General features: G+C 70.9%; 21 protein-coding genes. 11 read left to right on the plus strand and 10 right to left on the minus strand.

The annotated features are described in order from the left end of the window. Window positions 1-37: 37 nt before the first annotated feature. Entirely contained in the window at window positions 38-1,240 is a 1,203-nt protein-coding gene (locus MKL20_RS10600; RefSeq protein WP_244036638.1) for a trans-sulfuration enzyme family protein, read from the minus strand. 138 nt (window positions 1,241-1,378) lie between these two features. Between MKL20_RS10600 and MKL20_RS10605 the strand changes: the two genes are divergently transcribed. Further along, a complete protein-coding gene (locus tag MKL20_RS10605) occupies window positions 1,379-1,897 on the plus strand; it encodes a TspO/MBR family protein (protein ID WP_244036639.1) in 519 nt (172 codons plus the stop codon). Window positions 1,898-2,133: 236 nt separating this feature from the next. Here the strand turns inward: MKL20_RS10605 and MKL20_RS10610 are convergent, their stop codons facing one another. The 4 genes from MKL20_RS10610 to MKL20_RS10625 all read right to left on the minus strand — a co-directional run bounded on the left by MKL20_RS10610 (window position 2,134) and on the right by MKL20_RS10625 (window position 8,131). Then, complete coding sequence (locus MKL20_RS10610) at window positions 2,134-2,667, minus strand: phosphate-starvation-inducible PsiE family protein (RefSeq protein WP_243971053.1); 534 nt, start codon at window positions 2,665-2,667, stop codon at window positions 2,134-2,136. 358 nt (window positions 2,668-3,025) lie between these two features. Then, window positions 3,026-3,583: a DUF4337 domain-containing protein gene (locus tag MKL20_RS10615; RefSeq protein WP_244036640.1), complete on the minus strand. Its 558-nt coding sequence runs from the start codon at window positions 3,581-3,583 to the stop codon at window positions 3,026-3,028. 86 nt (window positions 3,584-3,669) lie between these two features. Then, window positions 3,670-6,810, minus strand: coding sequence for an efflux RND transporter permease subunit (locus MKL20_RS10620; protein ID WP_244036641.1), 3,141 nt, complete (start codon window positions 6,808-6,810; stop codon window positions 3,670-3,672). Between the two features lie 10 nt (window positions 6,811-6,820). Next, complete coding sequence (locus MKL20_RS10625; RefSeq protein WP_244036642.1) at window positions 6,821-8,131, minus strand: efflux RND transporter periplasmic adaptor subunit; 1,311 nt, start codon at window positions 8,129-8,131, stop codon at window positions 6,821-6,823. 178 nt (window positions 8,132-8,309) lie between these two features. On the opposite strand from MKL20_RS10625, the gene MKL20_RS10630 reads away from it, so the two are divergent. Next, the gene (locus tag MKL20_RS10630; protein ID WP_243971059.1) at window positions 8,310-8,492 is read left to right on the plus strand and encodes a hypothetical protein; all 183 of its coding nucleotides are present in this window, start codon (window positions 8,310-8,312) and stop codon (window positions 8,490-8,492) included. Between the two features lie 224 nt (window positions 8,493-8,716). On the opposite strand, the gene MKL20_RS10635 is transcribed toward MKL20_RS10630, so the two are convergent. The 3 genes from MKL20_RS10635 to MKL20_RS10645 all read right to left on the minus strand — a co-directional run bounded on the left by MKL20_RS10635 (window position 8,717) and on the right by MKL20_RS10645 (window position 12,283). After that, complete coding sequence (locus tag MKL20_RS10635; protein ID WP_244036643.1) at window positions 8,717-9,760, minus strand: glycosyltransferase; 1,044 nt, start codon at window positions 9,758-9,760, stop codon at window positions 8,717-8,719. Next, window positions 9,757-10,851: a glycosyltransferase gene (locus MKL20_RS10640; RefSeq protein WP_244036644.1), complete on the minus strand. Its 1,095-nt coding sequence runs from the start codon at window positions 10,849-10,851 to the stop codon at window positions 9,757-9,759. Before MKL20_RS10640 ends, MKL20_RS10635 begins: the two co-directional genes overlap by 4 nt. A 337-nt stretch (window positions 10,852-11,188) precedes the next feature. Continuing rightward, window positions 11,189-12,283: a glycosyltransferase family 4 protein gene (locus MKL20_RS10645; protein ID WP_243971066.1), complete on the minus strand. Its 1,095-nt coding sequence runs from the start codon at window positions 12,281-12,283 to the stop codon at window positions 11,189-11,191. 185 nt (window positions 12,284-12,468) lie between these two features. Here MKL20_RS10645 and MKL20_RS10650 point away from each other — a divergent pair, with 185 nt between their 5' ends. The 6 genes from MKL20_RS10650 to MKL20_RS10675 all read left to right on the plus strand — a co-directional run bounded on the left by MKL20_RS10650 (window position 12,469) and on the right by MKL20_RS10675 (window position 17,387). Beyond that, complete coding sequence (locus MKL20_RS10650; protein WP_244036645.1) at window positions 12,469-13,167, plus strand: cytochrome b/b6 domain-containing protein; 699 nt, start codon at window positions 12,469-12,471, stop codon at window positions 13,165-13,167. Beyond that, complete coding sequence (locus MKL20_RS10655) at window positions 13,164-13,904, plus strand: molybdopterin-dependent oxidoreductase (RefSeq protein WP_244036646.1); 741 nt, start codon at window positions 13,164-13,166, stop codon at window positions 13,902-13,904. Before MKL20_RS10650 ends, MKL20_RS10655 begins: the two co-directional genes overlap by 4 nt. Window positions 13,905-13,948: 44 nt before the next feature. Then, a complete protein-coding gene (locus MKL20_RS10660) occupies window positions 13,949-14,923 on the plus strand; it encodes an SPFH domain-containing protein (protein WP_244036716.1) in 975 nt (324 codons plus the stop codon). Between the two features lie 3 nt (window positions 14,924-14,926). Further along, window positions 14,927-15,376 carry an NfeD family protein gene (locus tag MKL20_RS10665; RefSeq protein ID WP_244036647.1) on the plus strand — a complete coding sequence of 150 codons (450 nt, stop codon included), beginning with the start codon at window positions 14,927-14,929 and terminating at the stop codon, window positions 15,374-15,376. Between the two features lie 311 nt (window positions 15,377-15,687). Further along, on the plus strand, window positions 15,688-16,437 hold the full coding sequence (locus MKL20_RS10670; protein WP_244036648.1) for a bacteriorhodopsin: 750 nt from the start codon (window positions 15,688-15,690) through the stop codon (window positions 16,435-16,437). A gap of 164 nt (window positions 16,438-16,601) precedes the next feature. Then, window positions 16,602-17,387, plus strand: a complete 786-nt coding sequence (locus MKL20_RS10675; RefSeq protein WP_244036649.1) for a Brp/Blh family beta-carotene 15,15'-dioxygenase — start codon at window positions 16,602-16,604, stop codon at window positions 17,385-17,387. Window positions 17,388-17,417: 30 nt separating this feature from the next. Here MKL20_RS10675 and MKL20_RS10680 read toward each other — a convergent pair whose 3' ends face one another. Continuing rightward, window positions 17,418-20,294: a phosphoenolpyruvate carboxylase gene (locus tag MKL20_RS10680; protein ID WP_244036650.1), complete on the minus strand. Its 2,877-nt coding sequence runs from the start codon at window positions 20,292-20,294 to the stop codon at window positions 17,418-17,420. A gap of 107 nt (window positions 20,295-20,401) precedes the next feature. Between MKL20_RS10680 and MKL20_RS10685 the strand changes: the two genes are divergently transcribed. Together MKL20_RS10685 and MKL20_RS10690 are read left to right on the plus strand one after the other, a co-directional pair. Continuing rightward, window positions 20,402-20,704 (plus strand): hypothetical protein, encoded by a 303-nt coding sequence (locus MKL20_RS10685; protein WP_244036651.1) that lies wholly within the window; start codon window positions 20,402-20,404, stop codon window positions 20,702-20,704. Further along, window positions 20,701-21,354, plus strand: coding sequence for a hypothetical protein (locus MKL20_RS10690; protein ID WP_244036652.1), 654 nt, complete (start codon window positions 20,701-20,703; stop codon window positions 21,352-21,354). Before MKL20_RS10685 ends, MKL20_RS10690 begins: the two co-directional genes overlap by 4 nt. A 378-nt stretch (window positions 21,355-21,732) precedes the next feature. Here the strand turns inward: MKL20_RS10690 and MKL20_RS10695 are convergent, their stop codons facing one another. Further along, window positions 21,733-22,092, minus strand: a complete 360-nt coding sequence (locus tag MKL20_RS10695; protein ID WP_244036653.1) for a ComEA family DNA-binding protein — start codon at window positions 22,090-22,092, stop codon at window positions 21,733-21,735. Window positions 22,093-22,318: 226 nt separating this feature from the next. On the opposite strand from MKL20_RS10695, the gene rpmF reads away from it, so the two are divergent. Further along, window positions 22,319-22,507, plus strand: a complete 189-nt coding sequence (rpmF, locus tag MKL20_RS10700) for a 50S ribosomal protein L32 (protein WP_003601373.1) — start codon at window positions 22,319-22,321, stop codon at window positions 22,505-22,507. Window positions 22,508-22,798: the final 291 nt, after the last annotated feature.

Here is a 22,798-nt window from a genome sequence, read left to right on the forward strand (position 1 = left end):
GCGCCAGGACGGCGTTCGGCACCACGTGGCACCCGCGTCAGTCTCCGTGCGCGCCGCGCAGCGCCTGGTCGAGGTCGCCGTACAGGTCGTCGGTGTCCTCGATCCCGGTGGAGAGGCGCAGCAGGTCCGGCGGGCAGGGGCTGCCCGGACCCTCCACGGAGGCCCGGTGCTCGATCAGGCTCTCGACGCCGCCGAGCGAGGTCGCGCGCTTCCACAGCCGGACCCGCGCCGCAGTGGCGATCGCCCCGGCTTCGCCGCCCGCCACCCGGATCGACAGCATGAAGCCGAAGCCGTCCTGCATCTGTCGGCGCGCCACCGCGTGCCCGGGATCGTCCGGCAGTCCGGGATAGAGCACATGGCTCACATGCGGATGCCCGTTCAGGCGTTCCGCCAGCCGCAGGGCGCCGGCCGATTGCGCCGCCGCCCGCAGATGCAAGGTCCGCAGCGAGCGCATCAGCAGGTAGGCCTCGAACGGCCCCAAAATCCCGCCGCTGCCGGCGCGGATACCCCGGATCCGCTCCCAGAACGCGTCCGCCCTGGCGCCGGCCAGTACGCCCGCCACCACGTCGGAATGGCCGTTGAGGATCTTGGTGCCCGAATGCATCACGATGTCGGCGCCGAGTTCCAGCGGGCGGGTATGAACCGGCGAGGCCGCGGTGGAATCCACCGCCAGCCGCGCCCCGGCCGCGTGGGCGATCTCGGCGGCGGCCGCGATGTCGGTGACCGTCCAGAGCGGGTTGCCGGGGGTCTCGATCCACACAAGCTTGGTCCGGCCGGGCTCGATCGCGGCGCGCAGGGCGGCGGTATCGTCGGTGTCCACGAAGGTCAGGGTCAGGCCGCGCCGGGGCGCCTCCTCGCGCAGCCAGCGCTTGAGCGCCCAGTACATGACCGTGCCGGCCACGACGTGGTCGCCGGGCTCCAGGGCACCGAACACGGCGGTGGCCGCCGCCATGCCGGAGCCGAACAGCAGGGCGCCGGCGTCAGCACCCTCCAGCATCGCCAGGACGCTTTCGGCCTCGCGGACCGTGGCGTTGTCGGGCCGCGCGTAGCAGTAGCCCGAGCTGTAGCCGTTGTCGGGATCGCGGATGAAGGTGGTGGAGAGGTGGAGCGGCATCACCACCGCGCGGGTCTCGGGTTCGATCCGGCCCATGGCCTGCGCCGCGAGGCTGCGGCGGGACAACCCGGTCGGCGTACCGTTGCCGGTATCCGTATGCCGGTGAGGCGCGTTAGGGTCTGACATCTGGCGATTCCGGCGGATGGAAGCAGGCGCGTGCCACGGCGCACGGGCGCCTGCAACCTGCGCCTCGACCCTGGATCCTCTTGCCCGAAGGCCGGCATCCATCGTTCGGGATGATGCTTGAGCGGAGAACGACCGACGATGCTTGCCGCGACACAAGTCCCCGTAGGTCCGGCCCTGCCACGCTGGCTACGGCTGGCGGCCGCGATCGTGCCGGTGATGATCACCGCTTCGATCGGGTCGGCCGCGACCCAGGCCGAGATCCCGGGCTGGTATGCGGGCCTGAACAAGCCGTTCTTCAACCCGCCGAACTGGGTTTTTCCGGTGGCCTGGACCCTGCTCTACACGATGATCGCCGTCGCGCTGTGGCGGCTGCTCGGCGTCATGCCGCGCACCGGGCCGAGCCGCGAGGGCTGGTGGCTCGCGCTCGCTGCCTTCCTGGTCCAGATCGTCCTCAACGCCGCCTGGACGCCGGTGTTCTTCAGTGCCCACGCGATCGGCACCGGGCTGATCGTGGTGGCGATGCTGCTGGTCATGGTGCTGTGGACGATCCGCCTGTCCTGGCGGTTCGACCGGCTCGCGGCCTGGCTGCTCGTGCCCTACGCCGCCTGGGTCGCCTTCGCGACGCTGCTCAACGCTGCAATCTTGCGGTTGAACTGAGGGGCAGCGGGGCTGCGCGGGGCCCGCTCAATCGAGGTTTCCCACCCACGCCCTCATCCTGAGGTGCACGGCGATCGAAGATCGCCGGGCCTCGAAGGAGTCCTCCAGATGCCGCTGCGATCCCTGGAGGGCTCCTTCGAGGCCTCCGCTTCGCTTCGTCGCCTCAGGATGAGGGCGTGGGTGGGATGATCGTCGAGCTTCAGCGTCGATCGCGCGCGGCAGCGAGCCGGCGCGGGTCAACTGGTCCCGCCACTCGTCGTCTCGTCGCCCGCCGGCTTGCCGTCGTCGCGGGCGCGGTGGAGCATGAAGATCGCCAGCACCATCGTGAGGATCAGGCCGGCCAGCACGCCGAGCTCGATCATCGAGGCGTTGAACAGGGCCTGTTTCTCCGGCGACCAGTCCTTGGCATGGGTGATCTCCGAGGATTGCAGCGTGATCACCAGCACCCGCCGGATCGAGGCGATCAGGCCGACGATCAGGAACGGCTCGCAGGTCAGCTTGCCCGACCGCATCGAGACCCGCACCGTGTGCAGGATCTCGATCAGCATCAGCAGGAACAGCAGCCGGTCGATCACCTCCAGGATCTTCTCGGCGCCCCCGAGCGCCCGCAGCGCGTCCCAGGTCAGCCCGGCGGCGTCGATCAGCGCGGTCAGCGCGGTGATCGCCAGGAGCAGGCCCAGCGCGGCGTAGATCGTGTGCTCGGTGTGGAGGAAGATCCCGCTGGCGATCCGCGTCAGGGGCCCCTGCTGTTCGTCGTCCCTGTCGGCCATCGTGTTACTACCCCCGGTGAAGCCATGACGAACTTAGAACGTCGTTCCGAGTCCAGTATCCGGAACAATGCACGAAGCTTTATAGGTGCGTCGTTTTCTTTCGGAATTTGGTCATTGCCCGTCTCCACGGCCCTTCGGAGCCTGTTGAGTCGGTCTTTCCCATCCTCGACCTCATCCTGAGGCGACGCAGCGAAGCGGAGGCCTCGAAGGAGCCCTCCAGCCGGCCGCGCGATCCCTGGAGGGCTCCTTCGAGGCCCAGCGATCTTCGATCGCCGGGCGCCTCAGGATGAGGGGAGAGGTTGGGATCGCCGTCGATCGGAACCGTTAGGCGACTGCGACCGCGCGCTTGAGCAAGGTCTCAGTGGAAGAACGGCAGCGCATGCGGCGCCAGGTAGCCGAAGCCGAGGAGCGCCGCACCGGCCAGTCCCAAGAAACCGCCGGCGAAGACCAGGATGGCGATGCCGGTGATGACCTCGGCCGAGGCCAAGACGATGCCGATCTGAAAGGCGGCCGAGGCCAATTCGTAATGGTGGTAGCGCAGCAGCGACAGGTCGCGGCGCTCCTCGGAGGCTCGGGCCTTGGCGGTCAGCTCCTTGCGGCCCTCGCCGGTGGCGGGCTCCGATTCCCAGCGCGCCAGAGTCTTGGCCCATTCCGCGCGCTTGGCCGCGATCGCGTCCTGGTTCGGGCCGGGCGGCACCAGGGCCAGGGCTTCGTCAGCGGTCTTGAGCACCGTCGAGCGGATCGTGCGCGCCTGGAAATACGCCCACTGGTTGGCCGCCTCGACGTTGGAGCCGATGGATTCCGTCTGGGCCGCCTTGCCCAGCGTCTCGCTGAAGGCGAGGAACAAAGCCAGGATCGAGATCAGCAGCGCCACGCGCTTGTTCGAGCCCTCGATCGCCCCGTGACCACCCGACATGGTTTCCCGATTCCCCGTTGATTCGTCGGGCGCGACTCACAGCCCATCCGGGCCCGGCGCGCAATGCCGCGGCGCCCGCCCGAGCCCTATTCCGCGGCGATCCGTGGCGGCAGCCCCCGGCCGTCATTGGCCGGATGTCGCGCCTCGCTGTAGCCCGGCTCGTCCTGCGGGTCGTCGCGCTCGCCGACGAACCGGCCGAACAGACGCCCGAGCAGACGCGAGAGATCGTCCATCAGCACGAAGATCGCCGGCACGAACACCAGCGACAGCACGGTCGAGACGATCAGCCCGCCGATCACCGCCACCGCCATGGGTGCACGGAACTCGCCGCCGATGCCGAACGCCATCGCGGACGGCACCATGCCGGCGGCCATCGCGATGGTGGTCATCACGATCGGCCGCGCCCGCTTGCGGCCGGCATCGACGATCGCGGTGGTGCGGTCGACCCCGGCATGGATCTGCTCGACCGCGAAATCGACCAGCATGATCGCGTTCTTGGTCACCACGCCCATCAGCATCAGGATGCCGATCACCACCGGCATCGAGATCGGCATGTGGCAGATCAGGAGCGCCAGGATCGCGCCGCCGATCGAGAGCGGCAGCGAGAACAGGATCGTGAGCGGCTGGAGGAAGTTGCCGAACAGCAGGATCAGCACGCCGAACACCATCATCAGGCCGGCGCCCATGGCCAGCGCGAAGCCCTCGAACACCTCGCCCATCACCTCGGCGTCGCCGGTCTGGCTGATCGTGACCCCGGGCGGCAGGTTCTTGGCGGTGGGCAGGTTCATCACCTGCTTGATCAACTCGCCGAGGGCGTCGGTGCCCTGCATGTCGCCCTCGATGGCGACGCGCACGGCGCGGTCGTAGCGGTCGATGCCGGTGGGGCCCTGACCGAGGCTGACATCGGCCACCGTCGCCAGCGGCACCGCGGCGCCGCCCTTCACCGGGACCTTCAAGGTCTCGAGCTCCGAGAGCCGGCCGCGCAGGCTCTCGGGCAGCTGCACCCGGATCGGCACCTGCCGGTCGGTGGCGTTGAACTTGGCGAGGTTCATGCCGATGTCGCCGATCGTCCCGACCCGGACGGTCTCCGCGATGGTGTCGGTGGAGACGCCGAGATCGGCCGCGACCCCGGGCTTGGGGCGGATGCGGATCTCGGTGCGGTCGAGCGGCGCCGTCGACATGACGTTGACGAGGTGCGGAATCTGGGCGGCTTCGCGCTGGAGCTTGGCGGCGACATCCGCCACCACGGCCTTGTCGGGGCCGGCGATGATCAGCGCCATGTCGCGCTGGCCGCTCTCGCGCAGGGCCCAGAAGCGGATATCCGGCTCCTCGCGCAGGATCTCGGCGACTTCGGCGTCGACCTGCTTCTGCGTGCGCGCGCGGGTGTTCTTCGGCGTGAGGTTGATGGTCAGCGTCGCGAGCCGCACCTCCTGCTTGCCCGGCAATTGCCGGCCGCCATCCACGAACACGCTCTTCACCTCAGGCAGCGCCCGGATCTTTTGCTCGATCGCGTCGCTGAGCTTCACCGTGTCGGGCAGCCGGGCGCCCGGGGGCAGCTCCAGCACGAACAGCGTGCGCGCCTGGTCCTCGGCCGGCAGGAAGCCCGCCGGCAGCAGGCCCGTGGAGGCGATGGAGGCGGCAAAGCAGGCGATGCCGAGGATCAGCGTGATGAACTTGTGCCGCACCGACCACGCGACCAGCCGCGTGTAGCCGCGCATCACGATCCCGTCCGTCGTATGGTCGGGGCCGTGGTCGCGCAGGAAATAGGCGGCGAGCAGCGGCGTGATCAGCCGCGCTACCAGCAGCGACATGAACACGGCGGCCGCGATGGTCAGGCCGAACTGCTTGAAATACTGGCCGGCGATGCCGCCCATGAACGAGACCGGCGAGAAGATCGCGATGATCGTCGCCGTGATGGCGATGACCGCGAGCCCGATCTCGTCGGCGGCCTCGAGCGAGGCGCGGTAGGGCGATTTGCCCATCCGCATGTGCCGGACGATGTTCTCGATCTCCACGATCGCGTCGTCCACCAGGATGCCGGTGACCAGCGTGATCGCGAGCAGGCTCACGGCGTTGAGCGAGAAGCCCAGCGCGCTCATCACCCAGAAGGTCGGCAGCACCGAGAGCGGCAGCGCCACCGCGGCGATCAGCGTCGCCCGCCAGTCGCGCAGGAACAGCAGCACTACGATGACTGCCAGCGCCGCGCCCTCGATCAGGCCCATCATGGCCGAGTGGTAATTGCCGATGGTGTTGACGACGCTGGTGTCGATCAGGTCGAAGCGCACGTCCGGGTTGGCCGCGTGGAGCGCAGCGATCTTCTTGGCGACGCCTACCGAGACGTCGGCGTCGCTGGCGCCGCTGGCCCGGGAGACCGCGAAAGCCACCACCGGCTCGCCGTTGAAGCGCGCGAAGGTGCGCGGCTCCTCGGCGGTGTCCGACAGGGTCGCCAGCTCGTCGAGGCGGACCTTGCGGTTGCCCGGCACCACGATCGAGGTCTGCGCGAGCGTATCGAGGCTCGCCGAGGCGGCGAGCGCCCGGATCGACTGCTCCTGCCCGCCGACCTCGCCGCGGCCGCCGGCCATGTCGGCGGAGGTCAGGCGCAGCTGCCGGTTCACGTCCGCCGCGGTGATGCCGAGCGCCAGCAGCCGGTCGGGCTTCAGGGTGACGCGGATCTCCCGGGCGACGCCGCCCAGGCGCTCGACGCCGCCGACGCCCTTCACGCTCTGCAGGCCCCGGGCGACCACGTCGTCCACGAACCACGACAGGTCCTCGGGCGTCATCGCGGGCGCGGAGGCGCCGTAGATCATGATCGGCAGGCCGGCGATCTCGACCCGGGAGACGATCGGCTCGTCGATGGTGCGCGGCAGGTTCTGGCGGATCTTGGCGATGGCGTCCTTGACGTCGTTGGTCGCCCGATCCTGGTTCACCTCCAGGCGGAACTCGATGGTCGTGGTCGAGGTGCCTTCGGTGATGGTCGAGAGGATGTGCTTGACGCCCTTCACCCCGGCGACCGAGTCCTCGACCCACTTGGTGACCTGGGTCTGCAACTCGGCCGGCGCCGCGCCCGACTGGGTGATCGTCACCGAGACGATCGGGATGTCGATATTCGGGAAGCGGGTGATCGGCAGGGCGCGGAAGCTCACCAGCCCGAGGATCATCAGGACCAGGAACAGCACCACCGAGGGCAGCGGCTTCCGGATCGCCCAGGCGGAGACGTTGAGGCGCATGGCTCTGGTCCTACCGCGGGGCCGCGTCGGCCATGGGCGGGTTCGCGGGGGCGCTCATGGGCGTGCTGCCGGCCGGGCGAGCCACCGCGCGCACCCGGTCGCCGTCGCGCAAGAAGCTGCCGGCCCGCGCCACGACGCTCTCGCCGGCCGCGACGCCGGAGCGGAGTTCCGTATAGCCGTCGGACGACAGGCCCGAGGTGACGGCGCGCGCCTCGACGCGCCCGTCCTTGGCGACCAGGACGCTGGCCCGGCCGTCCGCCGCGTAGAGCAGGCTGGAGACCGGGACCGCGATGCCCTCCCGGCGCGCCACCTCGACGGTGCCGCGCGCGAAGGCGCCGATGCGCAGGGCCGGATCGTCGGAGAGGCGGATGCGGACCTTGCCGAGCCGGGTCGCCCGGTCGACCTCCGGGTAGACCCGGCGCACCTTGCCGCGCAATTGGCGGCCGTCGTCGAGATCGAGGTTTGCCGGGTCGCCCACCGTGATGCGGGCGAGCGAGGTCTCCGGCACCTCGCCCTCCAGCTCGATCTCGCCGCGGGCGATCAGCCGGAACAGGGGTTCCCCCGCCGAGGTGACCGAGGCGCCGACCCGGGCTGTGCGGCGGTTGACGATACCGGCCTCGGGGGCGCGGATGTCGGTGCGGGCGCGCCGCAGGGCGATCTCCGAGCCGGCCGCCCGCGCGGTGGCGAGGTCGGCCTGAGCCGATTGCAGGCCTCCCTTGGCCGCCGCCAGGCGGCCCTCGGCCCCCTGCGCCGCCGAGACGCGCTGCTCCAGCACCGCCGCGGTGGCGTTGCCGGTCTTGGCCAGCGACTGGGCGCGCTCCAGCGCCTGCTTGGCCTCGATATTGGCGGCCTCCGCCTGAACGATCTGGCTCCGGGCCTGGACGATGGCCGCCTCGGCCCGGGCGATGGCCGCGACGTTCGAGGCCTCCTGGGTGACGATCATCTCCTGCGACAGTTTCGCCAGCACCTGGCCCTTGGTGACCCGATCCCCCTCCTCGACCAGCAACTCGGTGATGCGCAGCCCCTCGACCTCCGGGGCGACCAGGATCTCGTCCCGGGGGACCAGCGTGCCGGTGACCACGGCGCGCTCCACGATCTCGCGGCGCTGGGCCGGGATCACGGTGACGGCCGGGGCGATGGCGGCGGCATCGGGGACGGCGGCGGTCTCGACGGCGCGGGCCGGCGCGGCGGCCAGGAGCACGAGCCCGCACAGGAGGAAGAGGCGGGACGCGCGCCCGGACGGGATCTGCAAAACGGAAGCCTCGCTGGCGGCCTTGTACGGGTCTTTCGTCTCCGTCGCTGGGTAGATCGGCGTTTTCATGGCGCAGGCATCCAGCGGTCGTGCCAGCATAGCGGCTTCGTGCGAGTCCGTCGCTGGACCTCGGGCCGCAGGTCGGGCGCAGATCAAAACAGCCCCGTTTTACCTCCTTCGACCTGCAACCGAGTGCTTAACACGCCGTTATGAGACTGAAGGTCTTCGTGCCATCGCGGAGGAATCAGTGAGCATCTTTCAGATCAAGCAGGCGACGAGCGGCGCCGTCCTCTGGACCGGCGCGGCCGACGACGAGAAGACGGCGCTCGACGCCATGGCCCGCGAGGCCGGGTATCGCGACTTCTCAGCCCTGCCGGACACGATCCGCGCCAGCGGGCTCGAAGCGGCCAAGCTGGACCTGATTTCTTAATTCAGCCGATTCCTGAGCCCCTTCATCCCGGCGTCCGTCCTCGCAGACGGGCGCCTTTTTTTATGCCTGGATTGCAACGGCCCTCACCGTCATTGCGAGCGCAGCGAAGCGACCCAGGGACACGCCGCAATCTGGGATCGCTCGCTGCCCTGGGTCGCTTCGCTGCGCTCGCGATGACGGAGTGGTTTGATCGGCCGAGCGATGTCTTGGGAAACGGCCGCGTCTCAGGCGCGTCCGAGTCGCCGGACGAGCGCCTCGATCGCCGCCGCACAATCCTGGATCGCGCTCGGCCGGTGCAGGCCCGCGATCACCGATGGGTCGAGGGCCAGGCCGGCGCGGACCAGTCCGGGCCACGCCTCGGCGGCCGGCCAGCCCGGATGGACGATGGCGGCGCCGAGCCTGTGCAGCGCCTCGGCCTTTTCTGTCTGCTCACCGTAGGCACGCTCCTCCGGCAGGCACAGGAAGCGCTTGCCCTGTCCGGCTGCCAGCGCCACGAGGCCGTCGCCGCCGCCGCCGACCAGTAGGGCCGCCCGGGCGATCCGCGTCTCGACGTCATCGACCCAGCCGTGCAGGTGCAGGTTGTTCGGGATCTCGGCGGAGCCCGATACGGGGCCAAACACATGCCAGGGCCGGTCGGGCACGGCGCGGGCTGCCGCGGCCAGATCGGCCACATCACCCCCCGCGCCGCCGCGGCCGAACACCACGACGATGGCGTCGTTCTCCTCCGCAGCCGTCTGAGCCGGCGCGCCGAGGAAGCCGGCATAATGCGTCTTGGCGCGGATCCAGTCCGGCACGCCGGCACCGTCGAGGGCTTCGGGGAAGGGCGCGAGCAGGCGCGCGGCGCTGCGGAAGGCTTCGCAATGCGGCCTGTCGGTCCGGGTGCCGGCGAGGCGCACCACCAGGGTCGGGACCGACAGGAGCCGGGCCAGCAGCGCGATTTCGACCGAGACGTCGACCACGATGAGGGCCGGGTCGGTCCGCCCGACCCATTCGGCGATGCGCGCCATCCGGGTACGCACGCCGGGATGGTTCAGGGGGGCGTAGTGCAGGGCTTCGGGCCGCTCGGCCTCGCCGTCCCGTCCGTCGAAGTCCGATCCGCCGAGCGGGCGGTCGTCGGGCAGGTCGAGCACGTCCAGGCCGCTAGTGTCGAACTCCGCCAGGGTGCCGATCAGCGTGCAGGGCCGGGGCAGGGCGGCGGCGACCGCGCGGGCGCGCTGCAGGTGGCCCGCGCCCTGGTGGTGGACGTACCAGCCGATCCCGCGGGTCACGCGGCGTCCCGCAGCGACAGGGCGAGGGCGTCGAGGTCGGCGAGCGCCCGGTCGAGGGGGCATTCCCGCGCCGGTGCGCTGCGCGATTCGAGGATGCGGTCGGCCCGCTCCACGAAGGCGATGTCGTTGGGGCAATCGCCCAGGGCGGCCAATTCGTCGGCACTGAGCCCGAGCCGGGCGCAGGCCTCGGCCCGGGCCGGTCCGGCGAGGTGGAACGCCCGGCGCAGGGCGGCCCGGCGCAGGACCAGGGCCTGCCAATGGGCCGCCTCGGGCAGGAGGTAGGGCTCGCCGTCGAGCACCCGGGCGCGGCGGGCCATCTCGGTGGCCATGCCGCCCGAGACCCGGCCCTGGTGCCGGGCCGAGACCATCACGCGCACGTCCGGGCCGTGGCGCAGGCGGGCGCCGCTCTCCCGGAGCAGGTTGACGAGGGCATTGTCCTCGCCGCAGGGCAGGGGCGGCAGCCCGCCGACCGCGCGGTAGAGCGCCACCGGGACGGCGAGGCTGGCGCCGGTATGGTCGCCGTGGCGCGGGGCCGGGTCGTGCGGCGGCGGATCGAGGATGTCCTCCAGGCGCCGGACCGCGGCCCAGTAGCGCTCGATCCGCGCGTGCAGCTCGGCGAGCCGCGGATCGGCGGCGCCGTCCGCGTCGATCACCAGTCGCCCGCCGACGACGTCGGCCGCCCGCAGCGCCCGCAGGTTGGCCGCGACCCAGTCGGCCGGCAGGCGCGCATCGGCGTCGGTGGTGAGCAGGATCCCATCCGGGCCGGTCTCGGCGTCGAGCCAGTCGGCGCCGGAATCGAGGGCCATGCGCCGGGCGGTGCCGACATGGGCCTGCACGCCCTCAAGCGCCGCCTCGATCACCCGCAGGGCCAGGGTCGCGAGGGCGCCCGATTCTTGAAGGGCGCGGACCGCCGGCACCGTGCCGTCGGTGCAGTTGTTGGCGAGCACCACCACCCGCAGCGGCGCCTCGGCCGAAAAGCCGTCCTGCCGGGCCAGGGAGGCGAGCAGCAGCGGCAGCCGCTCCGCCTCATTGCGCGCGGGGATGCAGACGACGCAGGGCCGGGCGATCGGGGCGGCGGTTGCGAGGGTCATAGCGGTTTTCCCAACCTCATCGTCGCGAACGCAAGACGGGGCGCACTTCCCTTATTCGCAAGGGCGCGGGCCCCGCAGATACGAGGGGCACACGTTCGCAGGCCGGGCGCGTCCCCAAGCGTCCGTGGGCGGTTTGATGCCTACACAACGCTTTGTTCAGGCCGCGACGCGCTCCCTCTCCCGTGCGGGAGAGGGTTGGGGTGAGGGACCAGGTTTCTCCGGAGAGGTCGCATCCCTCACCCTGTCCCTCTCCCGCACGGGAGAGGGGACCCGCGCCTTGTCCCGAAAGGTGTAAAGCCACTCGCCCTGCTGGGAGAGCGGTCCGCACTGCTTTCGTTTAAGCCCGTCCCCCGGCCACCCGCAGCGTCGGCCGGGCCCGCTCGGCGCAGCGCGCCATCACGGCATCGTAGGTTTCGAGGTAGCGCTCGGTCATGGCGGCGGCGTCGTAGAGCGCCTCGGCGCGGTCGCGGCAGGCGCGGCGCGACAGGCCGGCCGCCTCGCGGATCGCCACCGAAAGGTCGTGCGAATCGTCCGGCCGGGCCAGGCGCCCGCATTGCGCGTCGAGGATGTCGGGCATCGCGCCCCGGCGGAAGGCGGCCACCGGCGTGCCGCAGGCCAAAGCCTCGGCAACCACCAGGCCGAACGGCTCTTCCCAGCGCGGCGAGACGATCGCCACCCGGGCGCGGCCGATATGGTGCGCGAGGTCCCGGTGCGAGAGATGTCCGAGATGGGTCAGGTCCGGCCCGAGCCGCGGGGCGATCTCGGCCGCCCAGTAGCCGGGATTGAGCTTCGGCCCGGCGAATTGCAGCGGCAATCCGGCCGCGCGGGCGGCGTCGATGGCGAGGTGGAGCCCCTTCTCGGGCACGATCCGGCCGGACCAGAACACGAAGGGCGGATCATCGGGCGCGTCGGAATACGCGAAGGTCGAGAGGTCGACGCCGTTATCGACCACCTGGGCGCCCGGCACGAGGGATTGCCATTCCTGGGCGAGCGACGGCGACACTGCCAGGAAGGCCATGTCGGGATCGGCCACCTCCACGCCCGAGACCAGGGCGTCGAAGGGCGGCGTGTGCAGCACCGTGACCCAGGGCAGCCCGAGCCGGGCGCTGAGCTGCAGGGGCAGGGCGTGCAGGGAATTGTTGTGCACGAGATCGAAGCCGCCGGCCGCCACCATCTCCATCATGCGCCGGTAGGCGTCGTATTCGGCCGCGTCGATCGCCTCCTCGCGCTCGGGATCCGCCAGGGCGTCGCCAGTCGGGTCGCAGAGCATCACCGGATCGAGGGCCGGGTCCGAGCCGCGGCTGGCGAACAGGGTCACATCGTGCCCGTGCCGCTTCAACGCCACGGTGAGGAGATGGGTGTGCATCTCCAGACCGCCGGCATAGGGCTGGCCGATCGGGTACTTCAGATGTGCCAGGACAGCGATCTTCACGCGCGCACCGAATCCGGTTGTGTGGGGATCTTTGCCGGCCGCAGCGGAGCGAGAGGATTTTCGTCCGCAGCGAGCGTGGCGGGTATCATGCCCATCTTGTCTTCACCAAGCGTTGCGTCATCGAGGCCGGGAGCGACGACGGACGCAGCGCGTTCCCGACTACATAAGGGCCGCGGTCTGAACCGATGATGATCGAGACGACAGATCGACCATTCAGCCGGGTCCGCCATCCGGCCTGGGTGCGCCTGACCCACTGGACCGGCGCGGCCGCGACCCTGGCGCTGATGGTCAGCGGCACCGCGATCCTGCTGGCCCTGCCGAAGCTGTTCTGGGGCGAGACCGGGGCCAACGACGCGCCGGCCTGGATCACCCTGCCGCTGCCGGTCGATCTCGAGCAGACCGGCTGGGCGCGCAACCTGCATTTCCTGGCCGCCTGGATTTTCGTCCTCAACGGCGCCGCCTATCTGGGCCTTGCCCTGCTGCGCGGGCACCTGCGGCGGCGCCTGCTGCCGGAGCCCGCCGAGATCCGGCCGCGGGCGCTCGCCGGCGAGATCCGGGCGCACCTGCACCTGCGCGGCGGGGCACCGCCCACAGGCCGCTACAACGCCCTCCAGAAGATCGCCTATCTGGTCGTCCTGCTGGTGCTTGCGCCGCTGATGCTGCTCACCGGCCTGACGATGTCGCCCGGCATCACCGCGGCCTGGCCGGAGCTGTTCAGCCTGTTCGGCGGCCGGCAATCGGCCCGGACGATCCACTTCCTGTCGGCCTTCGCGATGGTGGCGTTCCTCGCCATCCACATCTGGCAGGTGCTGGCCAACCGGCCGGTGGAACTCATGCGCGGCATGACCGTCGGGCGGGCCGGCAACGCGGAGGAGACCCGATGAGCGCGCTGACCCGACGCCGCCTGATCCTCGGGACCGCCGGCTTCGGCGCCGCCGGCCTCGTCGGCGGCTGCGAGCCCGGGGCGCCGCAGCTGCGCCCCAACCCCTACGGCCTGAGCGACTGGCTGACCTTCGCGGGGCAGCGCCTGCTGCTGGCGCGCCAGCCGCTCGCCCGGGAATTCGGGCCCGAAGCGATCTCGGCCGTGTTCCCGACGATCAACACCACCGACCCGGACGACCCCGCCTATCGCCGTTCGAAGGCGCTGGGCTTCTCGGATTGGCGTCTGCCGGTCACCGGACTCGTCGAGCGGCCGGGCGCGTTCTCGCTGGCCGAGCTGAAGGCGATGCCGGCGCGCACGCAGATCACGCTCCATTCCTGCGAGCAGGGCTGGTCGGCGATCGGCCAATGGACCGGCGTGCCGCTGTCCCTGGTGCTCGCCGCCGTCGGGATGCGCCCGGAGGCGCGCTACGTGGTGATCCGCAGCGTCGACGGCTGGTGGGACAGCTACGACCTGTTCGACGCCCTGCATCCCCAGACGATCCTGGCCTACGGCATGAACGGCTCCGACCTGCCGGTGGCCCACGGCGCCCCTGTGCGCCTGCGGGTGGAGCGCCAGCTCGGCTACAAGTCCTTGAAATACCTCGCCAGCATCGAGGCTGTGGACCGTGTCGACGGCATCGGCCACGGCCGCGGCAGCCTGGTCGCGGGCCTCGGGTTCAGCTGGTACGCTGGCATCTGAGCCGCCCGTCGCGTGGCGGGCAAGGGGACGGGGGCTTGGCGGCGATGGATCTCACGATCGGGTTGAGCACGTTCGCGGTCGGTGCCGCGGCGCTGGCGGTGATCACGCTGGCGGCCGGCGTGAAGATGATCCCGCAGGGCCACGTCTTCACGGTCGAGCGGTTCGGCCGCTACAACCGCACCCTGGAATCCGGCCTCGGCCTGATCATCCCCTTCGTCGAGCGCATCGGCCGGCGGGTGAACGTCATGGAGCAGGTGATCGACGTCCCGAGCCAGCAAGCCTTCACCCGCGACAATGCCGGCGTGACCATCGACGCGGTGGTGTTCTACCTCGTGCTCGACGCGGCGCGGGCCTCCTACGAGGTCTCGAACCTTGACCTCGCCATGACCACCCTGACCATGACCAACATCCGCACCGTGGTCGGCTCGATGGATCTCGACCAGCTCCTCGCCCACCGGGACGAGATCAACGAGCGCCTGCTGCGGGTGCTCGACGCGGCGGCCTCGCCCTGGGGCGTGAAGATCAACCGCATCGAGATCAAGGACATCGTGCCCCCGGCCGACCTCGCCGGCGCCATGGCCCGGCAGATGAAGGCCGAGCGCGAGAAGCGCGCCTCGATCCTGGAGGCCGAGGGCCAGCGCGCCGCCGAGATCCTGCGCGCCGAGGGGCGCAAGCAATCGGCGATCCTGGAGGCGGAAGGCCGCCGCGAGGCCGCGTTCCGCGACGCCGAGGCCCGTGAGCGCTCCGCCGAAGCCGAGGCGGCGGCGACCGGGATGGTCAGCCGGGCGATCGCCGAGGGCGACATCGCGGCGGCGAACTTTTTGGTAGCGGAGAAATACGTCGACGCGGTGCGGGCGCTCGCCACCGCGCCGAACCAGCGTGTCGTGGTGGTGCCGATCGAGGCGGCGGCGCTGGCGGGCACGCTGGGCGGCATCGGCGAGCTCACCCGCGCGGTCTTCGGCGAAGCGAGCCCGCCCCGGCGCGCGGGTACGCCGCCCAACGTCGCGCCGCGGACCTGATCCGTGGCCGATCCGCTGGCGATCCTCGCGGCCCTCGGGCCGGCCTGGAGCTGGGTGATCGCCGGCCTCGTCCTGGCCGGTGCCGAGATCGTGGTGCCGGGGGTGTTCCTGATCTGGTTCGGCCTGGCGGCGCTGGCGACCGGCCTCGCCGCCGCTTTGATCCCGATCCCCTGGCAGGCCCAGACCCTGCTGTTCGCCGGCCTTGCCGTCGTCCTCGTCGGGCTCGCTACCCGCCTGCACCGCCGGGCCGGACCGCACGACGCCATCCTCAACCGCCCCGACCGCGGCCTGATCGGCCGCGAGGGCGTGCTCGCCGAGCCGATCGTCCAGGGCACCGGCCGCATCCGCTTCGACGATACGCTCTGGCGCATCGAAGGGCCGGATCTGCCCGCCGCCACGCGCGTGCGGGTGGTCGGGCTATCGGGAACGGTGCTGAAGGTGGAGGCGGTGTGAGGCGGGCGCGTTGGCGAAATACGCGCGCCGACGGCGTCTCCGAAATCCAGTCGATCAGATCCTTCGTGGGCTGACGGCGGCGCTGGCGGATCTGCGTTGCGCCGCGGTGCGACCCTTTATCGTCCCGACGGGGCGAAAGCCTTCGCGCCGTAGAGCAAACCTGCTCCGGCATCTGCATCGGTGACACTCAGGAGAAGCGTCTCACCCGACTGTGACCACCGTCCTACGCAACGATCCCAGTCGGCACAGATTGGGCAGGCGGCCGCCACGTTTCCGAGCGCGCCTTTCATCCCTGTTCCCACGAGATATCAATGACGCCTCAATTCTGGCTGTGGCTCGGCTTTGCCGGCATGGCCGCCGGCGCCGCCGTGATCCTGTTCATGGCGAAGCGCCGGACCCCTGCCGAAGAAGCCGATGGGATCATCCACGGCATCGTGCCGATCATCGCGGCCTGCTCCTACTTCGCCATGGCGACCGGGCAGGGGAGTCTGGTTCTCCCCGCCGGTCCCGATGCGGCAGACGCCATGCGGCAGTTCTACTTCGCGCGCTACATCGACTGGACGTTCACCACGCCCCTGCTGCTGCTCGGCCTGTCGCGGACCGCGATGCATTCCGGGATGCGCCGGCCGGCCGTGGTCTGGGGGCTGATCGGGTCCGACCTGATCATGATCGTGACGGCCCTGGCCTTCGGCCTGTCCAACGTCGCCGCGGTGAAGTGGACGTGGTTCGCCATCTCCTGCGGCGCGTTCGTCGCCGTGTTCTATGGGATCTTCGTGCAGCTGCGTGAGGAGAATGCCGCCGAGCGCGCCGACGTGCGAAAAGCCTTCCTGCGCAATGCCGTGTTCCTCACCGGCGTCTGGTGTGCCTACCCGGTGGTGCTGCTCATCGGCCAGGACGGCCTCGGCTTCCTGTCGCCGACCCTCGCCCTGGCGGTGATCGCGATCTTGGATCTCACCGCCAAGGTCGTCTACGGCATCATGGCCACGATGGAGACGACCCGGGCCGTCGACCGCGACTTGGCGGAGAGCCCGAAATCCGCCCCGCTGCGCCGGGCGGCCTGACGCGGATGGCGGCTCTTTCGTCCATCCTCTCCCGCGGGGAGTCTGTCCGGGCGAGCCGCCATCCCGTTCGCGCATCGGGGACGGGACTGCTGCGGCTGGTCGGGGCACTGGTCGCCGTCGGTCTTATCGCCTCCGCGCTCCTGCCGCGTGAGAGCGCGTGGCTGGTGGCGCTGACCGTCGTGATCGTCTTCGGGGTTCCCCACGGCGCTCTGGACGGGGCCGTGGCGGCGCCTCTGCTGCGCCCCCGCTACGGGAGCGTGTGGTTCGCGGTCTTTGCCGTGCCGTATCTCGGGCTTTCGGCCCTGGTGCTCCTGGCTTGGCAGGTGGCACCCCGCGCGATCTTGGCCGGGTTCCTGGCGCTGTCGGTGCTGCATTTCGGTGAGGAGGATGCCGGCCCGGGCCGGCGCGTCGAGGCCCTCGTTCGCGGCGGGCTCCCGATCGCCCTGCCGGCCCTGCTGCGGCCCGAGGAGACGGCCGGGCTTTTCGCGGTGGTCACGCGGGTGCCGATGCCGCAGCTTCCCGTGTGGTGGGCGGTCGCGGCCTGGGTCTGGGTTGCTGTTACGGCAGCCTGGCTCCTGACGGGGCGGCGGCGGGCGGCCGTGCTGATCGAGATGGCGCTTCTCGCGCTCGCTTTCTGGTCTCTGCCGCCGCTGACCGCGTTCACCCTGTACTTCGTCGGCCTTCATGGGCCCCGCCATGTCCGGGCACTGATCCGGGATCCGTCGAAGGCACCCAGTGTCGATACGATCCGGCGCGCTGTCCGCGCAGCGCTGCCTGTCTTCGGGCAGACCCTTCTGCTCGCTGCGGGTCTCTGGCCGCTCTACGCGTCCGGCGCCCCCGATGCACCGGCGAACCTGTTGACCCTGACGCTCCAGATGCTGTCGGCCCTCACCGTGCCCCACATCCTGCTCGACCGTATCGCGACCCGGTATCCCGCTGGGGAGCCGTAGCGATCGGGGCCCGGCAGCCTCAGCTGCCCCCTACCCGAACGCCCCGACCTCGTGCTGGATCATCCCCGAGATCTCCCGCACCTGGTCGAACAGCCGGCGGATCGGCTGGAACAGGTTGGCGTGCTCGGCCTCGTAGGTGCCGACATCCCTGGGGCCGGCAGGCTCGCCGAAGTTGAGGCCGAGCGTCGGGTCCGGGGTGACCGGGAAAATCTCGTCGAGGAGCTTCAGGCAGCCGTCGATGTCGAGGCGCAGGAAGCGCTCCAGCAGCTGCTCGCGGGAGATGCCCGCCTGCGGGCGGAAGCCCGGGATGTGCACCGCCAGGAACCAGATCCGGTGGATCAGTGCCAGCCGCAGGGCGTGCAGCAGGGTCAGCCGGGCCGACATGCCGGGCAGGTCGGGGGCGGCGGTGGTGAGCGCCAGCCAGTCGCGGGTCAGGCGGCCGAACAGGCCGCGCAGCGATGCCGCGAGGTCGAGACGTTCCAGGGCGCCGGCGATCACCACCAGCTCCTCCCGGCGGAAATCCTTCTGGGTGCGCCGGGCGCGCTCCAGCCACACGGCCGGGTCGAGGGTGTCGATATAGGCGCGCAGCACGTCCAGATCGCCTGCGGCCGCGGCGTGCTGCACCAGCCGGAAGGCCCGGGAGAAACGCACCGAATCCCGGCGCATGTCGCGGAACAGGTCGGGGCCGCGCTGGGCGGCCCGGCCGATCCCGTGGAGGGAGTTCGCCAGGAAACCGAGCTGGTGCAGGATCGCGTTGTTGGGGATCGCCCGCATCTGGCGGGGATGGGTGACGCGGGCCGGGCCGCCATTGTCGGTCTGGCGGGCCACCGGACGCGAGCCGGTGCGGTCGATCAGGCTCGGGCCGAAGGTGCCGAGCAGCGCGGCGTAGCCGGCATCGTCGACCAGGGCCTCCATGTCCTGGCGGGCGGCGGTGAAGAATTCGAGGGCGAAGTCCGGCTCCGAATAGATCGGGTCGTCTTTCGCGTGGGCACCCTCCGCCGGGTCGTTCAGGGCGTAGTCGGAAAAGCTGTCGTCTTCGGCGATGTCCAGCGCATAGACGTGCTCGGCGATGCGGGCGACGCTGGCCTGAGCCAGGGCCTCGGTGCCGTAGAGCAGGTAGCCGTCGGTGCCCTGGAAGCTCGATTCGAGCCGCACCTTCAGGCCGGCCTTGCGGGCGCGGTCGCGGGCATCCTCGGGGGCCAGGTAGGCAAGGCGGTCGCGCAGCGACGTCGGGTGGGCGCCCCGGCCGATCGATTCGCCGTGGGTGTCGAAGATCGCGAGCTCGACATCGGCCAGGCCGTTCTGGACCAGCATCTCGGTGATGCGCAGGCGCAGCCGCTCGATCCAGAAGGTGGCGGCGAGCTGGCCGACATAGCGTCCGGAATCCGAGTAGCCGAACTGCACGGTCAGCCGGCCGATCCGCTTGAGGTATTGGCGCCAGTGCGGGTTGCGCAGGGCATCGTCGAGCACCCGGATGCCCTGCTCCAGGGCGCTCGCGGTCTCGAACAGGGGCGTGATCTCGAGCTTGTCGGCAATGCCGTAATGGCGCGCGAGCCAGAGGGCGGCGAGCAGGGTGTAGCCGGTCTCGGTCTCGGCGATCAGGAAGCGCACCGGGTGGGTGCCGTCCACGTGCTTGAGGATCTGGGCGATGGTCATCATCAGCCGGGCGGCCGAAGCCCGCTCGGCGGCGAGCGCGCCGAAATCCACCGCCACCGGGCGGACGTCGTTTAAGAGCGTGTGGATGGTCGCGAGATGCGAGCGGCGCTGGGCGGAATCGGTGGGCTCGCCCTCCAGGTCGATGACCCGGCGCACGGCGTTGTGGATCTGGCTGGCGTTGAGCCGGAAATGCGGCAGGGCGTTCGACAGGCCGTGGGTGGCCACGCCCGAGCGCAGGATCACGATCGCCCGCTTGTCGGCCTCGTCGGCGGCTTCCAGGGCGGCGGTGAGGCCGGCGACCAGGGCGCCGGCATCGGTCTGGGCGCGCTCGCGCTCGATGATCAGGGCCAGGGCGAAGCGGTGGACCGATTCGAGCGACGGCTTGTCGCCGAGCCGGGGCGCGACCGTGAGCTGGCGGTTGACCGCGGCAAGCGCCCCCTCGGCGAGGCCCCGGACCTCCCGGCAGGCGGGGCTCTCGGGCAAGTCGCGCATCACCCGGTCGAACTGCATGCGCTTGGAGATCAGCCGGTAGCGCAGGGTGTCCCACCAACCGATATCGGTGCGCCCGTCGGTGTCGCAGCCGACCCAGCTGGCGATGGCGAAGGGGCGGGGTGTCAGCTCGGTCCAACGGTCGGGCCAGCGGGCGCGGGCGGCGTCGAGCAGGGCGCCGTTGAAGGCGTCGAGGGCGAGCCGGCCGTTATTGGCCGCCGCGCAGGCCTGCTCGAACTCGGCATCCAGGGTGATCGGCGCGTCCGGCCGGGTGGAGAGCGCGGCGGCCCGGGCGATCAGGTCGGCGCGAGCCGACGCATCGGGCAGGCTCGCGGCCTGGGCGAGCAGGGCCGCCACGGCTTTCGGCATCCCGAAGGTCGGGTGCGCGGTGAACACCACCGCGAAGGCGGTGCGGTGGATGAAGGCCGCGAAGGCCGAGAGACCCTCCGGTCCGTCCTTGGCCGCGGCCACGAGGCTGGCGGGAATCGCGGAGTGGGGATCGGACGGCCCGGCCTCCAACCCGACATAGCTGCGCAGCCGCTCCGCCCGGGCCGCGAGCGCCGCGGCGCGCAGCCGCGCGAACAGGCCGTCGAGGTCGCCCGCGGAAATCTCGTTCCGGTCGAACCGACGGGTGATCGCGAGCGTCACGGCCAGGACCGGATTGCGGAACGGGTCCTCCCGCGCCTGCTCCCGGGCATTCTCGATCAGGCCGAGGAGATGGCTCTCCAGCTCTTCGGGCTCGCGGCTCGGCTCGTGCTGCATGGATCCGTCCCGGCTCCGATCGTCTCGCCTCTACTGTTATAGGCAAGGCGTGTTCCACGCGTGACGGGGTGACGGCGCCGCCGCGGGCGGCTAGAGCTTGCCGCCTCATGGAGCGCCTGCTGATCATCCTGGCCGTGCTGATCTGTGCCGTGGCCGGGGTCGCGGTCATCGCCATGGCCGCCCGCGGCCGGCGCAAGCCGCTGCGCATGGGCTCCGAACTCGACGCCGAGGACGAGCACCTGTTGATCGGTCCGGTCGGCCCGTCGCCGAGCCTGATCGACCGGCAGGCCGAGGTGCTCGACCCGCGTCTTCTGGATGTGGAGTCGTTCGAGCTGAAACCGATCCCAGCCCCCGAGCGCACGCAGCGGATCGAGCCGCCGCGGCCCGGAACCCCGGACGCCGCGCGATGAGGCGTATCGGTCCCGGCGCGGCCCGGCTGATCCTCGCCCTCCTGGCCTGCCAGACGGCCGCCGTGGCGGCGCCGGCGCAGCAGCCTCCGGCCCAGAAAGCGCCCGTCGCCGAGCCGCCCCGGGCGCCCGACCCGTCGGCGCCCCCGGCGCCGAATCCCACGCCCGCCGCCGCGCCGACCCCGGTGCAGCCCTGCGGTGCCCGGGCGGCCCGCTACGAGAGCGGCAAGGGCTTCACCATGGTGATCACCCGGGCCGGGCAGGTGAAGACGACGAACCCGCTCCGGCCGCTGACGCCGGAGGTGAACGAGGTGTTGCAGGTGGTGATCGCCGGCAAGGTCGCGACCGCCTACGGGCCCGATTTCACCACGCTGCGGCGCGGCACGGCCCCGGCGGCGATCGAGGCGATGCTCGGTGGGCCGATCCGCTGGGAGCCGACGCTGCCGACCCTGGCGGATCCGATCGCCATCGTCACGGAGGAGGGGTCGACCCTGGCGCAGCTCACGTTCCGCACCTGCGAGGATCCCCCGGCGGTCAAGGCGCCGCCGAAGGCCCAGGCCAAGAAGAAGGCCCCAGCCAAGCGCCCGGCCCCGAAGGCCGCCGAGAAGGCGCCCCCGGGCTTCTCCATGCCCCAGGGGGCGATCGCCGAGTAGGCGGGGCAGGCTCCTGCCGCGACGCGTTCACTCCTTCGGGCGCGCAGGGGATACACAGAACGAAGTTCGGATCGTTTTCCGCGGGACGAGAAGCTGGTTGCAGCAGACACGCGCCCTCCCTCCCCCCTCTGCGGGGGAGGGAGGGCCCCGGAGGGGGTCGGGAGAGGGGAGCGACGGCGCAGGATAGGGCTTTGCCCGTTTTGCCGGTCGCGCCCTCGTCTGAACCCGGGTTCCCCTCTCCCGACCCTCGCTGACGCGAGGCCCACCCTCCCCCGCAAAGGGGGGAGGGAGACGCGCTTGGGGCCGGCCTTTGCCCTTATCCGGCACCGATATGTGAACCGCTCGCGAGCGGCAGCCCGTCGCCGCCCCCGATAAAAATCATTTCTGCTTGGCGATCACTTTGTCCTTGATCCCGTCATAGACGCTCTGCGGGATGATCTTCTTGGAGACGAGGTCGTCCTTGCCGCGATAGGGCCGGCCCTTGATGATCGCGGCGGAGCGGGCGGCGCCGATGCCCGGCAGGGCGTCGAGTTCGGCGGCGCTGGCGCTGTTGAGGTCGATCAGGGCGCCCTTGGCGGCGTTGGGCGGCCCGGCGACCGGCGCGCTCGGGGCCGCCGGCTTGGCGGGGGCGGTCGGGGTCGCGGGGCTCGAGGTCTGGGGCGACTGCGCCCAGGCGGGCGCCGCCATCAGGCTCGAGAGCAGGGCGAGGACGGCAAAGGTCGTTTTGGAGGAAGCCATGGCGTGTCTCCCGAGGGGCCGGCCCGCTCCGCGGCGCCGTCTCACCAGATGTGGTTCCGGCGACTTGAACCCGGGCTTAACGGTTGTGGTGCCGCGCCTCTAGCCAGAGGCGGGCGCCGACGCTATAAGCGCGCCCTCATCCGTATCCCGCGGTGTGCGAGGCGATCCTCGATCGAGGAGCCGCCCGCGCGCCGCTTTGCCCGCGGCATCACGAAGGATTTTTGCCATGGCCGTTCCGAAGCGCAAGACTTCCCCCTCCCGCCGCGGCATGCGCCGCTCGGCCGACGCCCTCAAGGCGCCGACCTATGTCGAGGACAAGGATTCGGGCGAGCTGCGCCGTCCCCACCACATCGACCTGAAGACCGGCATGTATCGCGGCCGTCAGGTGCTGAAGGTGAAGTCGGCCGAGGCGTAAGCTTCGGAGTCGGTTCGAGACCCAGGGAATCCCGGTCTCGGCCTCATCCTGAGATGCGCGCGCAAAGCGGGCGCCTCGATGGAGCCTTCCGGAAGCCGCAGAGATCCCTGGCCCCCTCCTTCGAGGCCCGCTGACGCGGTCACCTCAGGATGAGGGGAGGGAATAGGATGCGCGTTCAGGCTCGCATCCCGCACACCGTCATTGCGAGCGCAGCGAAGCAACCTAGGGCAGCGCGCGCTCTGCGGACGTGGCGAATCCCTGGGTTGCTTCGCTGCGCTCGCAATGACGGTG

Origin of the sequence: Methylobacterium sp. E-066 (genome assembly GCF_022829635.1) — a bacterium.
Taxonomy (GTDB): Bacteria; Pseudomonadota; Alphaproteobacteria; order Rhizobiales; family Beijerinckiaceae; genus Methylobacterium.

Coding starts and splice junctions, on each gene's coding strand:
- MKL20_RS10670 (WP_244036648.1), top strand. CDS start 15,688: ATGACGCCTCAATTCTGGCTGTGGCTCGGCTTTGCCGGCATGGCCGCC.
- MKL20_RS10695 (WP_244036653.1), bottom strand. CDS start 22,092: ATGGCTTCCTCCAAAACGACCTTTGCCGTCCTCGCCCTGCTCTCGAGC.
- MKL20_RS10620 (WP_244036641.1), bottom strand. CDS start 6,810: ATGCGCCTCAACGTCTCCGCCTGGGCGATCCGGAAGCCGCTGCCCTCG.
- MKL20_RS10680 (WP_244036650.1), bottom strand. CDS start 20,294: ATGCAGCACGAGCCGAGCCGCGAGCCCGAAGAGCTGGAGAGCCATCTC.
- MKL20_RS10600 (WP_244036638.1), bottom strand. CDS start 1,240: ATGTCAGACCCTAACGCGCCTCACCGGCATACGGATACCGGCAACGGT.
- MKL20_RS10640 (WP_244036644.1), bottom strand. CDS start 10,851: ATGACCCTCGCAACCGCCGCCCCGATCGCCCGGCCCTGCGTCGTCTGC.
- MKL20_RS10625 (WP_244036642.1), bottom strand. CDS start 8,131: ATGAAAACGCCGATCTACCCAGCGACGGAGACGAAAGACCCGTACAAG.
- MKL20_RS10660 (WP_244036716.1), top strand. CDS start 13,949: ATGGATCTCACGATCGGGTTGAGCACGTTCGCGGTCGGTGCCGCGGCG.
- MKL20_RS10650 (WP_244036645.1), top strand. CDS start 12,469: ATGATGATCGAGACGACAGATCGACCATTCAGCCGGGTCCGCCATCCG.
- MKL20_RS10685 (WP_244036651.1), top strand. CDS start 20,402: ATGGAGCGCCTGCTGATCATCCTGGCCGTGCTGATCTGTGCCGTGGCC.
- MKL20_RS10605 (WP_244036639.1), top strand. CDS start 1,379: ATGCTTGCCGCGACACAAGTCCCCGTAGGTCCGGCCCTGCCACGCTGG.
- MKL20_RS10615 (WP_244036640.1), bottom strand. CDS start 3,583: ATGTCGGGTGGTCACGGGGCGATCGAGGGCTCGAACAAGCGCGTGGCG.
- MKL20_RS10655 (WP_244036646.1), top strand. CDS start 13,164: ATGAGCGCGCTGACCCGACGCCGCCTGATCCTCGGGACCGCCGGCTTC.
- MKL20_RS10610 (WP_243971053.1), bottom strand. CDS start 2,667: ATGGCCGACAGGGACGACGAACAGCAGGGGCCCCTGACGCGGATCGCC.
- MKL20_RS10690 (WP_244036652.1), top strand. CDS start 20,701: ATGAGGCGTATCGGTCCCGGCGCGGCCCGGCTGATCCTCGCCCTCCTG.
- rpmF (WP_003601373.1), top strand. CDS start 22,319: ATGGCCGTTCCGAAGCGCAAGACTTCCCCCTCCCGCCGCGGCATGCGC.